General features: G+C 66.3%; 10 protein-coding genes. 4 read left to right on the top strand and 6 right to left on the bottom strand.

Going from position 1 to position 14,483, the window contains the following annotated elements; genetic code table 11:
- Positions 1-276: 276 nt before the first annotated feature.
- Positions 277-1,053 carry a DUF427 domain-containing protein gene (locus LEL84_RS11060; protein WP_226514068.1) on the top strand — a complete coding sequence of 259 codons (777 nt, stop codon included), beginning with the start codon at positions 277-279 and terminating at the stop codon, positions 1,051-1,053.
- Positions 1,054-1,084: 31 nt separating this feature from the next.
- Here LEL84_RS11060 and LEL84_RS11055 read toward each other — a convergent pair whose 3' ends face one another.
- Together LEL84_RS11055 and LEL84_RS11050 are read right to left on the bottom strand one after the other, a co-directional pair.
- On the bottom strand, positions 1,085-2,404 hold the full coding sequence (locus tag LEL84_RS11055) for a TerD family protein (protein ID WP_226514067.1): 1,320 nt from the start codon (positions 2,402-2,404) through the stop codon (positions 1,085-1,087).
- Between the two features lie 158 nt (positions 2,405-2,562).
- Complete coding sequence (locus LEL84_RS11050) at positions 2,563-3,801, bottom strand: cytochrome P450 (RefSeq protein ID WP_226514066.1); 1,239 nt, start codon at positions 3,799-3,801, stop codon at positions 2,563-2,565.
- Positions 3,802-3,937: 136 nt separating this feature from the next.
- Here LEL84_RS11050 and LEL84_RS11045 point away from each other — a divergent pair, with 136 nt between their 5' ends.
- Positions 3,938-5,833, top strand: a complete 1,896-nt coding sequence (locus tag LEL84_RS11045; RefSeq protein WP_226514065.1) for a glycoside hydrolase family 15 protein — start codon at positions 3,938-3,940, stop codon at positions 5,831-5,833.
- Positions 5,834-5,908: 75 nt separating this feature from the next.
- Here LEL84_RS11045 and LEL84_RS11040 read toward each other — a convergent pair whose 3' ends face one another.
- Complete coding sequence (locus LEL84_RS11040) at positions 5,909-7,309, bottom strand: glucose-6-phosphate dehydrogenase (protein ID WP_264186867.1); 1,401 nt, start codon at positions 7,307-7,309, stop codon at positions 5,909-5,911.
- 107 nt (positions 7,310-7,416) lie between these two features.
- Entirely contained in the window at positions 7,417-8,520 is a 1,104-nt protein-coding gene (locus LEL84_RS11035; RefSeq protein WP_226514064.1) for a hypothetical protein, read from the bottom strand.
- A gap of 261 nt (positions 8,521-8,781) precedes the next feature.
- Here LEL84_RS11035 and clpB point away from each other — a divergent pair, with 261 nt between their 5' ends.
- Positions 8,782-11,334, top strand: coding sequence for an ATP-dependent chaperone ClpB (clpB, locus tag LEL84_RS11030; protein WP_226514289.1), 2,553 nt, complete (start codon positions 8,782-8,784; stop codon positions 11,332-11,334).
- Positions 11,335-11,408: 74 nt separating this feature from the next.
- On the opposite strand, the gene LEL84_RS11025 is transcribed toward clpB, so the two are convergent.
- Positions 11,409-11,699, bottom strand: coding sequence for a winged helix-turn-helix transcriptional regulator (locus tag LEL84_RS11025; protein WP_226514063.1), 291 nt, complete (start codon positions 11,697-11,699; stop codon positions 11,409-11,411).
- 134 nt (positions 11,700-11,833) lie between these two features.
- On the opposite strand from LEL84_RS11025, the gene LEL84_RS11020 reads away from it, so the two are divergent.
- On the top strand, positions 11,834-12,835 hold the full coding sequence (locus tag LEL84_RS11020) for a zinc-binding alcohol dehydrogenase family protein (protein ID WP_226514062.1): 1,002 nt from the start codon (positions 11,834-11,836) through the stop codon (positions 12,833-12,835).
- Positions 12,836-12,853: 18 nt separating this feature from the next.
- Here the strand turns inward: LEL84_RS11020 and LEL84_RS11015 are convergent, their stop codons facing one another.
- The gene (locus LEL84_RS11015; RefSeq protein WP_226514061.1) at positions 12,854-14,473 is read right to left on the bottom strand and encodes an HNH endonuclease signature motif containing protein; all 1,620 of its coding nucleotides are present in this window, start codon (positions 14,471-14,473) and stop codon (positions 12,854-12,856) included.
- Positions 14,474-14,483: the final 10 nt, after the last annotated feature.

The raw sequence follows: 14,483 nt of genomic DNA, 5'->3' as shown, positions 1-14,483 counted from the left end.
TCCCGCGTCGTCACCAGATGTCCGCCCACGACGGACGGTCGGGCACGTCGATCGTGCGCGGTCTGTCCCCGCCCATGACGTCGGTCCCTACCGGGGGGCGTTGGCTCCGAGATTCTCGTCCAGCTGACGATGGCCGAAGGGCATATTGCCCTTCCACGGAGCTGAGGTGGACGAATCTCCGCTACCCACCGAACGGTTGACCGAGCACCACCGGCGAACTGCGGAAAGCCCGATCTGGCCTGGCGCGCGCGGCGTGACCGGAGGACCATCGGTCACATGGCCACGTCGATGGATGAGTTCACGATGTCCCAGCTGGGATCACTGCGCTGGGCGGACATGCGGCGACGGGTGCGCGCGCTGGTCGACGGAGAAGTCGTCGTCGACTCGACGAGGGCCATCCAGGTCTGGGAGCCCTACCGGGTCGTCGGATGCTATGCGGTGCCCGTCTCCGATGTCGTTGCGCCGCTGAGCGATGCACAGACAGTCGACGCCGCCGACGACCACGGGCCGATCCTCACACCGGTCGATCCCTTCGACGTGCACACGACGCCCGGTACGACCTGCGACCTCGTGGCAGGCGAACGGACTCTGGCCGGCGCCGCGTTCCGTCCGGACGATGCCGATCTCGCCGGCCACGTCCTGCTGGACTGGGCGGCCTTCGACGAGTGGCGCGAAGAGGAGCAGACGGCGATCGGTCATCCGCACGATCCGTTTCAGCGCATCGACTGCCTCGACACCCGCAGACATGTGATGGTGACGGTGGGAGGTTCGGTCCTGGCGGACAGCCGACGCCCGACCCTGCTGCTCGAAACCCATCTGCCGCCCCGACACTATCTGCCGCGCGAGGACGTCCGGATGGATCTGCTCGTGCCGTCGGACACCGTCACGGTGTGCGCATACAAGGGCGAGGCGACCTACTGGTCGGCCGTCGTCGGCGACGAGGTCATCCCTGATGTGGCATGGACCTACACCGATCCGCTCACCGACGCCGAGCCCGTCCGGGACCTCATCTGCTTCTACGACGAGCGGGTCGATCTGACCGTCGAAAGGTGAACAGCCGAAACCGAATCGGTCCTCTCGACGGTCAGAGTTCACCGTCGTAGCGGTCCAGACCGGACCCGCTGTTCTTCTTGCTGCGTCCGGTCGGCGCCTCCTTGGCGCTGCGCACCCACTTCCCGGTGCGGTCGAGAGTGGGCATCCGCTCGGAGAAGAACTTGCTGTAGCGCGTCGTGCCGTCGACCTTGAGCACACCGTCCTGGACGTCGATGTGTGCGACCGTCGCCCAGAACGAGTTCTTGCCGTTGCCGACATGGATGAGTATCTCGTCGCTGTCCGGCCCGGGTAGACCATCTCTGCCCGGCTGTCCGTACCGGATCGCCACCCGCGGCCTGCCGAACTTGTCGATCGCGCCGGCACCGTTGTCGACGGATTGATACACGTTGACCAGTAGATCGCCGTTCTCCTTCGGCAGAACCGTGACCTGCTCGACGGCGGGCTTCTTTCCTCGTCCCGGACCGCGGCTGTCCCCGTGGTGCTCGATGAACGGCCAACTGCGCAGGTCGCCGCGATGGCCCTTCTCGCCGCTGATGACGACGTACTGGTGAGCGACCTCGTCGCGGCAGAAGAAGTAGACGTCGAGGTCGCCCTTGCCGTACTTCGTCACCCGACCGTCGGCCTCGTACTCCGCGCCCCGTCCGTCCCACTCCAGGCCCACGGTGAGAACCCAGTCCGACGACCCTTTGCGCAGGTCGATCGACGCGGTCTTGTCGCGGGAGTCCTTCGTGATGGAGACCTTGACCTTGGAGAGGTTGGCCGGCGGCGACGCCAGAACCTGCTGCGGCGACTCCGGAACCTGCTGCGGCGCGGTGTTCACCGGGGCGTCGGGGGGCGATCCGGCGAGCCCGGGCTGTTGTTCCGGTGCGTTGTCGATGCTGATCCCGAAGTCGGTGGCGAACGCCGCCAACCCCTGGCTGTAGCCCTGTCCGATCGCGTCGAGCTTCCACTGTCCGTTCCGGCGGTAGAACGCCACCAGCTGCAGGACGGTCTCGGCGCCGGGATCCGGTGGCGCGAAGGTCCACGCGCCCGAACCCGAGATGGTCACCGTCAGCGAGCCGATCTGTTCGAATGTCTTGTGCTGCGCCTCGGTGCTCGCCGCGACGACGACCCGCTCGACGTCGGCGGGCACCGACGTCAGGTCGACCGCACATGAATCCGAACCGCGGAGCCGAACGCCCGAGGAAGCCGGGTTGTTGAAGAAGATCAGGTCGTCGTCCGTGCGGACCCTGTCACCGGCCGTCAGGAGCACGGCGATGAGGTCGACGTCGCCGGGTGACGCGCTCGCAACTTCGACGAGGTGTGCGGTCGTGCTCAGGGTGGTCTTGGAGCCCTTGGTGAGCTCGTGCACAACTACTCCTCGGGGATGGTGGTCAGGCAGCCCCGATGGTAAGCGAGGTGCCGCGACCCGGGCGCGCCGTCGGCCGATCGGGACCCCGGTCTGTCGATTGTCGGAATGACGCTCCGGCACAACGCTTCCGATGCTCGGATCGGGCCGGTCGCTGCTCATCAGCGCAGCGAATACCTGATCGGCAGGTGCTTGAGACCGCCGACGAACACCGTCGCGGCCAGCTCTGGTGTCCCGGCCAGTTCGATGGAGTCGAGTCGCGAGATCAGTTCGGCGAAGAAGCTCCGCATCTCCATCCGGGCCAGGGCGGCACCGAGGCAGAAGTGGACGCCGTGACCGAACGACAGATGTTTGTTGGGGAACCGGCCGACGTCGAAGGTGAACGGGTCGTCGAAGACGTCCTCGTCCCGATTGCCCGACGTGTAGGCGAGATAGACGGATTCGCCCTTGGCGATGGGCACACCGCGCACCGAGGTGTCCTCGGCGGCGGTGCGCATGAACTCCTTGACCGGTGTGGTCCACCGGATCATCTCCTCGACCGCGGTCCCCACGAGTTCGGGCTCGCGTCGAAGTCGTTCGAGTTCACCGGGGTTCTCGATGAGCGCCCGCAGGCCGCCGGAGATGGCGTCCTTGGTGGTGTCGTGGCCGGCGCTGGCGACGATCACGTAGTACGACGCGGTGTCGACGTCGGACAGGGGCTCGCCGTCGATGAGGCCGTTGGCGATGGCGGACGCCAGGTCGTCTGTGGGGTGGGCGCGTCGTGATGCGGTGAGTTCGCTGAAGTACGCGAAGAAGTCGAGCAGCGTCGTCATCCGCTCCTCGAGCGTTGCGCCGCGCCGGTATTCGACGTCGTCGGCGCCGAACAGTTCCTGTGTGAGCTGGTGCATCCGCGGGAAGTCCTCCTCGGGGAGGCCCAACAGCGACAGGATCACATAAAGCGGGAAGCCGACCGCGATCTCCTCGACGAAGTCGCACTCGGGTCCGATGTCGCGCATCTTGTCGACGTAGCGCTTCGCGAGCTCATCGACGCGGGTCTGTAGGTCGCGCAGGGCTTTCGGACGAAACCAGTCGGCGCCGATGGCGCGGACCTTGCGGTGGTGCGGGTCGTCCATGTGGATCAGGGTGCGCAGTCCGGCACCGGACTCCAGCTGAGCACGTGCCACATCGTCGGCGGCGGCGGTGGTCAACACCGGACGCGGTTCGCTCAGCCACAGGTTGTTGTCGCGCTCGATGTCCATGATGTCGGCGTGCTTGGTGATCGCGAAGAACGGCCGGTAGGGGCCGTGGTCGACACGCGGTACCGGATTGTGTGCCCGCAGGTGGGCCATCGCGGCGTGCAGTCGCGGCTCGTCGGCGTAGGCCTTGGCGTCGGCGAAGACGTTGGCGGCGTCGTCGGTCATGCTCGTGTCCACGCTGCTTGTCGGCACCGTTGTCCTTCCGTCGAGGGTCGATCGCTGTCGAGTGTCCGGTATCGGCGGGTTTCAGACCGGCGTATTGGGGAACCCGGTCGCCCATCCGAGATGAGGCAGGCACCGAATGGCCGGCATGAGCACCCCTTCCGAATCAGGCGAGGACGCGGCTGCGACGGCTCGATGCGACGGCGCGACGACGGCCGACGCCACCGGTGACTATCTGCCGATCGCCGACCACGGTGTCATCGGGGACCTGCGTACCGCGGCCGTCGTGGGAGTCGACGGGCGGATCGACTGGTTCTGTTGTCCGCGGTTCGACTCGCCGAGTGTGTTCGGTTCGTTGCTCGACGCCCGCCGCGGCGGTGCCTGGACCGTGGAACCCATCGACGGAGAGGTCACCACGCGGCAGTTCTACCTCCCCGACTCCAACGTGCTCGTCACCCGCTTCCTGAGCGAGGACGGCGTCGCCGAGGTCCAGGACCTCATGCCGATCGCGCGCCCGCACGATCCCGACCATCGCACGCGGATCATCCGTCGGGTCTCCTGCGTGCGCGGCTCCGTGGAGTTCCGCGTGACGGTTGCGCCGCGGTTCGATTACGGGCGCCAGGCGCACACCGTCGTCGTCGAGGACGAACGCCGACTCCGTTTCGAGACCGACGATCTGGAGTTGCATCTCGCGTCGACGGTCGATGTCGACACCGTCGACGACCGGGATGCACAGGCCCACTTCACCGTCGAGACCGGTCAGTGCGTGACGTTCGTCCTCGCCCCCGACCCTATCGGGTCGGAAGTGCTCGACCACGACAGTTCTCCCGCGGTCGTCGCCGCGACGGTCGCATTCTGGCAGGACTGGGTCTCGCGCTCCTCCTACACGGGCCGATGGCGGGAGATGGTGCACCGGTCTGCGCTCACGCTCAAACTGCTCACGCACGAACCGTCGGGGGCGGTGGTGTCCGCGGTGACCGCCGCGCTTCCCGAAGAGATCGGCGGCGAACGGAACTGGGATTACCGCTACGTGTGGATCCGCGATGCCGCCTTCACGCTCTACGCGCTACTGCGGCTGGGTTTCACCGACGAGGCGGGCGCCTTCATGGACTGGCTGACCTGCCGGTTCGACGATGGCGCCGACGAAGCGGGGGATCTGGGACCGCTGCGGTTGATGTACACCGTCGACGGGGATCCGCCGCCGAAGGAGACCGAACTCGACCACTGGGAGGGTTACCGGCGGACCTCGCCGGTGTTGGTCGGAAACGCCGCCGCCGACCAGCTCCAGCTGGACATCTACGGCGAGCTCATCGACTCGGTGTACCTGTACAACAAGTACGGACCGGGGATCTCCTACGGGTCCTGGACGCATCTGTGCACGGTGGCGGGATGGCTTGTCGACAACTGGGATCGTCCGGACCAGAGCATCTGGGAGGTGCGGAGCAAGCCGCAGGACTACGTCTACTCGCGAGTGATGTCGTGGGTGGCCCTCGAGCGGATGATCCGAATGAGTCGTCAGCGCGGTCTACCGGGCGACGTCGCTGGTTGGATGCGAGCCCGTGACGACATCTTCCTGCAGATCATGGAGCGGGGCTGGAACGACGACGTGGGGGCCTTCGTCCAGACGCTCGACTCCGATCGGCTCGACGCCGCGCTGTTGCTCATCCCCGCAGTGAAGTTGTTGTCGCCCACCGATGATCGGTTCCTCCGCACGCTCGAGCGGATCGAGGAAGAACTGGTGAGCGACTCCCTGGTGTTCCGGTACGACACCGACGGCGGGCACGACGGGCTCGACGGCGCCGAGGGGACGTTCTCCCTGTGCTCGTTCTGGTATGTCGAAGCGCTTACCCGCGTCGGCCGCCTGGCCGACGCCCGGCTGGCGCTGGAGAAGATGTTCACCCACGCCAATCACCTCGGACTCTATGCCGAGCAGGTCGGACTCACCGGCGAACAACTGGGCAACATGCCGCAGGCGTTCACTCACCTCGCGCTGATCAGCGCGGCCATCAATCTCGACCGGCGCCTGGGCGATTGAACTGAGCGCTGCGGAATCTGGTTGTGGTTTGTGCCGGAAGCCGGGACAAACCACAACCGGATCTCATGTCCGCGTTCAGATCCAGCCGGACCCGCCGCACAGGTCGTCGGCGGCCGCGGGGCCGGTCGATCCGGCCGCATACGGTTGCGGTGCAGGCGGATTCGCCAGCACCGGTGCGGCCACCTCCCACACGTGGGCGAGACCGTCGGGTCGGGTGAACAGCGACCGATCGCCGCGCAGCACGTCGACGATGAGTCGGGCGTAGGGCGACAGGCCGTCGGCCACCTCGTCGAGCTGTTCGGTCATGTGGGCGACGGAGAGGTCGGTGCCCGAACCCGGTTCCTTGACGGTGACCGCCAGATCGATGGCACCATCGCCGGCCAGATCGACGGTCAGCACGGTGCCGTCCTTCGGGGTATCGGTCAGCGGACCGTCGGCGGGGGAGCGGAACACGAGGCTGAGTCGCTGGGAGCTGTGGTCGAGCATCTTGCCGGTCCGCAGCAGGAACGGGACGCCGTGCCAGCGGTTGGTGTCGACCCACAGGCGGACTGCCGCGAACGTCTCGGTGGTGGAGTCCGCGGGGATGCCGTCGGTGTCGCGGTACCCCTCGTACTGGCCGAAGACCACCTCGGTGGGGTCCAGCGGCCGGAACGCCGCGATGACCGACTCCCGCGCGTCGAGCAGGTCGTCGGCGCCGAGCGACACCGGGGGTTCCATCGCGACTTCGGCCGCCACCTGGAACAGGTGGGTGACGATCATGTCCAGGAATGCGCCGGTGGCGTCGTAGAAGGCGGCGCGGTCGGCGATGTCGAGAATCTCCGGGACGTCGATCTGGACTTCTGCCACGTGTTCGCGGTTCCACACCCCCGAGAACAACCCGTTGGCAAAACGGAGGACGTGCAGGTTCTGGGTGCTCTCCTTCCCCAGGAAGTGGTCGATCCGGTAGATCTGCTTCTCGTCCAGGGATTCGTGGACTGCCTTGTCGAGAGTCCGGAAGCCGTCGGGGGACGTTCCGAACGGCTTCTCGTAGACGACTCGGGAGCCATTCGCAAGATCGTGCGCGGCAATGGCTTTCGTGTAGTCGACGAACGTGGTCGGTGGGAGGGCCAGATAGTGGACCAGTTGAGCACCGTCACCGACGGCGTCACGGGCCGCGTCGATCACCTCCGGCAGACGGCCGGGGTCGTCGACGGTGAACCCGCCGCCGGCGAAGCGGATGGTCTCGGCGAACGCTTCCCATTCGTCCGATGACACCGACCCGCCCGGACCGAACTCCTCGATGGCGTCCTTCACGTGCTGCCGGAACTCGTCGTCGGTCCGGTCGCCACGGCCGTTGCCGATCAGCTGCCATCCGTCGGGGAGTAGGTCTCGCCGGTGGAGTTCGTACAGCGATGGCAGGACCATCCGCTTGGCGAGGTCGCCCGTCGACCCGAAGAGGATGAAGATCACCGGCCCGGTGGAGTTGTCTGTGGTCACTCAATCCATATTGCGCGAACAGATGTGCAGAGTGCGGGATGTGCGCTGGATTCCGTTACCGATCCCGCACTGTGGATGTCAGCGGATCCCTGCACCGCCGGCCCCATCTAGTCCTGCGGAGGTCCTGGCAGGGGGAGCGCAGATACCACGGCAGGGCGTAACGCGACGGGAACGACGTACCTGTCGCCCTCGAGCGTCAGCCAGCCTTCTTCGATGTACAACTCGAGCCGACGATGGATTGCCTCGACGAGGAACTCGCTGAGTCCGAGTTTGGGGACCCAGGCGTTGATCTCGGCGATACTCAGCGGTGAATCGCCGAGTCCGCTAATGACCACGCCGATCAAGGACGACGAGAAGTCGATGTCGGGGTTGTATTCCCGAGGAAAGCCGGACCGAACCCATGCGGTGAGACCCACCCGCAGCACGTCGATCCGGGGCTCCTCCCGCCACAGATGGGCGGCGCGCCCGGGACGTGCGCTCGAGGTGTTGGCTTCGACGATATCGAGGGCCTGGGCAAAGCCCCACAGGTGATGTAACGACGCGACGTCGCTCATGCTCTTGACGTGAGCGGGGAAGTCGATGTCGAGTCGGCGGGCGAGGTCGCGGGCCTCGGCCGGTTTGAGCCACCGACTCTGCGTGGTGGGGCGGTGCGGACCCAGCCAGTCCAACAGCTCGGTGACCCGCCGGACGGGCTGTGTGTCCAGGAGGGCAGCGCGTTCGGTGGCCTCGTCGACCTCCTCGATTGTCGTGGTCCGTAACTCGAGCCCGGAGGCAAGGGCAAACTGCTCGGCGGCATAGGCCGATACGGATTCGGTGCTGAGCCACATGCCGGTCTCGACCAGGTAGCGGCGCAGCGTCTCGATCGCGATGGCGAGCGGTTTGGCGTCCTGCTGCTGGTTCGACTCGATGTGGTTGAGCATCGACACCATGGTGTCGACGTCGTCGGTAGTCCAGGAGAGCGGATCGAAACCGGGGTTCGTCTGCCCGACGGCGTCGAGCACGATGAACGCGTACGCCCCGATGTGGGTGACAGCTTCCTCGTCGCCGGGGAAGACCTCATCGCGGAGCCACGACTTGAATGATTCGGGAGCAACGTGTCGCCTTGCTGTGCCGAAAAGCGGTACCACGTTGGAGTGGTTGCCACTGCCGGAGTCGTGTTTGCGCTTACGTTGGGCGCGGCGCTTCTTCTTGTCGCGTGAAAGCTGTGACATCGGGCTCAAGAATAGGCGCCCGACTTGTGCGTCGTTCAATACTGCGGATCGGTTTGTCGCGTTCCGGAGAGTCTGTGGCGTCGGGTCCCGAGCCTGGACGGCTGTGAGGGCGGGGGATCGCCAACCCCCGACATCCTGGAGCAAGTGGTCTATGTCACAGAAACTTCAGGCTTGAGCGGAATGCACTCAACTCTGTTGGCGTTGTAGACCGCGTATGGCTCATACTTGAGCCTGTTGGACTTAAGAGAAAGGTGCACGCGAGTGGACAGCTTCACCCCCACCACCAAGACGCAGCAAGCATTGAGTTCTGCTGTGCAGGCGGCGGCCAGTGCTGGCAACCCCGACGTGCGACCGGCCCACATCCTCGTGGCACTGCTCGATCAGTCCGACGGCATCGCGTCGCCGCTGCTCAAGGCAGTGGGCGTGGACCCGTCGAGCGTTCGTGCGCAGGCCCAGGCTCTGGTCGATCGCATGCCGACGGTGTCCGGCGCCAGCTCGACGCCTCAACTATCCCGCGAATCGATCGCGGCCGTCACCGCAGCTCAGCAGCTGGCCGGTGAGCTCGACGACGAGTATGTCTCGACCGAGCACGTCGTCGTCGGCCTGGCGACCGGTGATTCCGACATCGCCAAACTGCTGCACAACCTCGGTGCGACTCCGCAGGCTCTGCGCGAGGCGTTCGTCGCCGTGCGCGGCAGCGCACGGGTCACCTCCGAGGATCCCGAATCGACCTACCAGGCTCTCGAGAAGTACTCGACCGACCTGACCGCGGCCGCCCGCGAGGGCAAACTCGACCCGGTCATCGGCCGCGACACCGAGATCCGGCGCGTCGTGCAGGTGCTCAGCCGGCGGACCAAGAACAACCCGGTCCTCATCGGTGAGCCCGGCGTCGGCAAGACCGCCATCGTCGAAGGTCTCGCGCAGCGCATCGTCGCCGGCGACGTGCCGGAGTCGTTGCGCAACAAGACCGTCATCTCCCTCGACATGGGTTCGATGGTCGCCGGTGCGAAGTACCGCGGCGAGTTCGAGGAGCGGCTCAAGGCCGTGCTCGACGAGATCAAGGGGTCGGCCGGACAGGTCATCACCTTCATCGACGAGCTGCACACGATCGTCGGAGCCGGTGCGACAGGCGATTCCGCGATGGACGCCGGCAACATGATCAAGCCGATGCTCGCCCGTGGTGAGCTGCGGCTGGTCGGTGCCACCACCCTCGAGGAGTATCGCAAGTACATCGAGAAGGACGCCGCACTCGAGCGTCGCTTCCAGCAGGTGTACGTTGGCGAGCCGTCGGTCGAAGACGCCATCGGCATCCTCCGCGGCCTGAAAGACCGGTACGAGGTGCACCACGGCGTGCGCATCACCGACTCCGCATTGGTCGCCGCCGCAACGCTTTCCGATCGCTACATCACCTCGCGCTTCCTGCCCGACAAGGCCATCGACCTCGTCGACGAGGCCGCGTCGCGGTTGCGGATGGAGATCGACTCGCGCCCCGTCGAGATCGACGAGGTCGAGCGGATCGTCCGCCGTCTCGAAGTCGAGGAGGTCGCCTTGCAGAAGGAGACCGACGCAGCGTCGAAGGAGCGGCTCGAGAAGCTGCGTGCCGAACTGGCCGACCAGAAGGAGAAGCTCAACGAGCTCTCCGCCCGGTGGCAGTCGGAGAAGACCGCGATCGACGCGGTCCGAGACCTCAAGGAGGAGCTGGAAAGGCTTCGCGGCGAGGCTGATCGCGCGGAGCGCGACGGTGATCTCGGACGCGCCGCCGAGCTGCGGTACGGTCGTGTCCCCGGACTGGAGAAGGAACTCGAGGCCGCGATCGAGAAGACCGGCACGGATCCGTCGCAGGACGTGATGCTGCAGGAGGAGGTCGGACCCGACGACGTGGCCCAGGTCGTGTCGGCGTGGACCGGAATCCCGGCGGGACGCATGCTCGAAGGCGAGACCGCCAAGCTGCTGCGCATGGAAGAGGAACTGGGACACCGGGTCATCGGTCAGAAGGATGCGGTGCAGGCGGTGTCCGACGCGGTGCGTCGTGCCCGCGCCGGTGTCGCGGACCCGAACCGGCCGCTCGGCTCGTTCATGTTCCTCGGCCCCACCGGCGTCGGCAAGACCGAGCTCGCCAAGGCGCTCGCCGAGTTCCTGTTCGACGACGAGCGGGCGATGGTCCGCATCGACATGAGCGAATACGGCGAGAAGCACAGCGTGGCACGGCTCGTCGGTGCTCCGCCCGGCTACGTCGGGTACGAGGCCGGCGGTCAGCTGACCGAGGCGGTGCGGCGTCGTCCGTACACGGTGGTCCTGTTCGACGAGATCGAGAAGGCTCACCCGGACGTGTTCGACGTGCTGCTGCAGGTGCTGGACGAAGGTCGACTGACCGACGGTCAGGGCCGGACGGTGGACTTCCGCAACACCATCCTGATCCTCACCTCGAACCTCGGCGCGGGTGGCGACAAGAATCACGTCATGATGGCGGTGCGCTCGGCGTTCAAGCCGGAGTTCATCAACCGTCTCGACGATGTGGTGATCTTCGACGCCCTGAGCCCGGAGGAATTGGTGTCGATCGTCGACATCCAGCTCGGCCAGCTCAAGAAGCGTCTCGCGCAGCGTCGCCTCGACCTCGAGGTGTCGCTCAAGGCCAAGGAATGGCTGGGCGCTCGCGGATTCGACCCGCTGTACGGTGCCCGCCCGCTGCGCCGCCTGGTGCAGCAGGCCATCGGTGACCAGCTCGCCAAGCAGCTGCTCGCCGGGGACATCCGGGACGGTGACGTGGTGCCGGTCAACGTCAGTGCCGACGGAGAATCGTTGGTACTCGGCTGAGTTCGTCGCCAGACAGAGTTCATTGCACGACAGAGGGACCCATCCTTCGGGATGGGTCCCTTTGTCTGCGTCGGCTATTGATGTGGGAAACGGTCGAGGTTGTCCTCTACCCACAGGCGCAATGCGTCCAGCGGCCCGGCGGCGTCCACCCCGAGTTCCGTCAGTTCGTATTCGACGTGCAGCGGGACCGCCGGATAGACGGTGCGGGTGAGTATCCCGGCTGTCTCCAGCCGACGCAGAGTCGCCGTGAGGACTTTGGGGCTGATTCCGTCCAGCCGCACGCGGAGCTCTCCGAACCGCATCGGTCGATCGCGGAGGGCGCCGATGACGAGGGCGCTCCACTTGTCGGCGAGAAGGTCGAGCATCCCTCGGCAGGGACACGATGCAGAGTAAGCGTCTCCGCGATGGGACGGCACTGACATGACGTTGGCCTCGATGCTTTCCATTAGATACTAGGAGCCCTTGCGGGTAACTGGGGTCGTCGGGATACCTTAGCGCCATGACACGAGAGATGACAGCCCTGGTCGCGGTCGCCGCGGACTGCGTCGAGGACCCGAGCGCCTTCGCCGAGGCGACAATGCCGGTGCCGGCCCCCCGTCCGCACGATCTCCTCGTCGAGGTCCGCGCGGTCTCGGTCAACCCGGTGGACACCAAAGTACGTGCAGGACTGCGTGACTCCGATCCGCCGCGGGTTCTGGGATTCGACGCGGCGGGAATTGTCGTCGGGACCGGCGACGAGGTGTCGCGGTTTGCGGTCGGAGACGAGGTCTACTACGCCGGTTCGATCGGTCGGCCGGGAACGAACGCCGAGTTCCATTTGGTCGATGAGCGGATCGTCGGACGCAAACCGTCGTCCCTGGACTTCGGCGCGGCTGCCGCACTGCCGTTGACCACGATCACTGCCTGGGAGTCGTTGTTCGAGAAGCTGCGGGTGAATTCCGCGGACTCGGGAACGATCCTCGTGGTGGCGGGTGCAGGAGGCGTCGGCTCGATGGTCATACAGTTGGCCCGCACCCTGACTGATCTCACCGTGATCGCAACCGCCTCACGGCCTGAGTCGCAGGAATGGACGCGAGGACTCGGTGCCCACCACGTCGTCGACCCGAGACGCCTGCGCGAGGACGTGCGGGCATACGCTCCGCGCGGTGTGGACTACATCTTCTCGCCCCACTCAGACGGGAATGTCGAGTCCTACGCCGAGATCATGGGCGTGCATGGTCAGGTCGTCGCCATCGATGAGCCAGAAGGTCTCGATACCCTCCCGCTGAAAGACAAGAGCCAGAGTTGGCACTGGGAGCTGATGTTCTCGAAGCCGTTGTTCGCACCGGAAGACGACTCGCAACACCACATTCTCGGTCGGGTCGCCGAACTCGTCGACGCCGGCAAGATTCGCAGCACTGTCAATCGCGAACTGGCTGGTTTCACAATCGAGAATCTTCGTACAGCGCACCAGGTTTCCGAATCCGGAGGGGCGATCGGCAAGGTGGTCCTCACACGCTGACCGCGGGTACGAGCTCCCTCACAGGGTGGCGAGTAACTCCATGAGGTGTGCTTCGACGAGTGAGGGCCGTGGTGTGCGTGGTCCGGGTCGTGGTGGCCGGTAGTCGATGACGTGGCTGGTTTTCAACCACGATCTCCGCGCGTCATGTGGGCGTGGCTCATCGCCGGACGTGGTGCGTCCGTGGATCTCTCGCCGCACCTGTGCCAGGTGGGCCTGCAACCGCTTGGGTATGTCGGGTCGGCGGTTGATGTATTCGGGGTTGGGCGGTGCGCCGGGTTCGACGTTGAGTCGCCAGGCGCAGCGGCCTTCGTCTGGCCCGGACCGGACGATCCGGGTGGTGTACTGGCCGGGTTGGTCGCCGACCATGCGGTTGTGGCGGGGACAGGCCGGTGCGAGGTCATCGATGTCGGTGAGTCCGCCCTTGGCCCAGTCTCGTTCGGCGTGATGAAGCTCGACCTGGGTGGCGGGCTGATCGCACCCGGGAGCCGAGCACACTTCCCCGTCGGGGCGGGCGAAGGAGACGAGGCGCTGTTCGGGGGTGGCCAGACGTCTGCCGCGCCCGAAGTGCAGCGGGACGGTGGTGGCGTCTTTGAAGATCGCCAACCACGGCTGGACGTCACCGGCCATCGCGATCAGGTCCCGGATGGGCAGCAGGGTGCCGGTGGCGGTGGTCGCGAGTCCGGCTTCGCGGATGAGGTCGGAGAGGTCGGCCTTGATGATCAGTTGCACGGGTAGCCCGCGGTGCGAGGTGCCGAGTGTGCCGTCGGCGAAACCGGCGGCCAGGGCGGCGTCGAGGGCGTCGTGATTCGTTTGGGCGAGAGTGCGTCCGTCGCGGTCGGCGGCGGCGGTCAGGGCGTCGGGGTCGGCGGTGCCGGCCGGGCCTTGGGGTGAGGCGGGGTCGTCGGGGTTGTTGAGTCCGGGTTTGCCCCACACGGCGAACATCATGGTGAGTCGGGCGGCGAGTGCGGGGGTCAGGGTGCCGGAGATTTTGGCGGTGCCGTCGGCGCGTTGTCGGCCGATCCACAGGCCGCGGCGTCGTTTCTGGTCGGTGTCGTCGGTCAGGGTGCCGTCGGGGTCGAGGTGGGCGAGCAGGCGGGCACCGAGCTGGGTGATGTCGGCGGGGGTGTGGTCGGTGGCGATCTCGGCCATCTGTCGCTCGGCGGCGACCTTGATGTCGTGGTCGACGGCGGCCGGGATGCGGTCGAGGACGTCCACTGTGGCCTGCACGTGCGCGGTGCCGACCGCGCCTTGTGCGAAAGCTTCGGCGAGGTAGGGGTATTCGGGTGGGAGGACCTCGCCGCCGAGGCTGGTCCGGTGGGCGGTGGCGTCCATCTGCTTACGGCGGCGCATCGGGTTCGAGACTCGTAGCCGGTGCGTCATGAACTGCATGAGGGTGCGGCAGCCGGCCTTGCGGGGCAGGTCGCGGGCCTCGACCTGATCGATCTGCCGGTCACCGGCGACGGTCAGACGCGCGATGGCGCGTTCGGTCTCCTCGGCCACTTCAGCGAGTTCAGTGTCGGTACACGGCGACAGATCCACCGACTGCAACTTGTCCAGGGTGCGATGCAGATCGGCCACCAACTCGACCACACGAGGCGAAGGCGCGTCGGTGTCGCCGACCTGCTGGGAATCGAACATGACGGTCACC

Source organism: Gordonia sp. WA4-43 (assembly GCF_020520305.1).
GTDB lineage: Bacteria > Actinomycetota > Actinomycetes > Mycobacteriales > Mycobacteriaceae > Gordonia > Gordonia hongkongensis.
The sequence above is the reverse complement of the archived record's forward strand: the minus strand, read 5'-3'. Positions and strand labels throughout refer to the sequence as shown.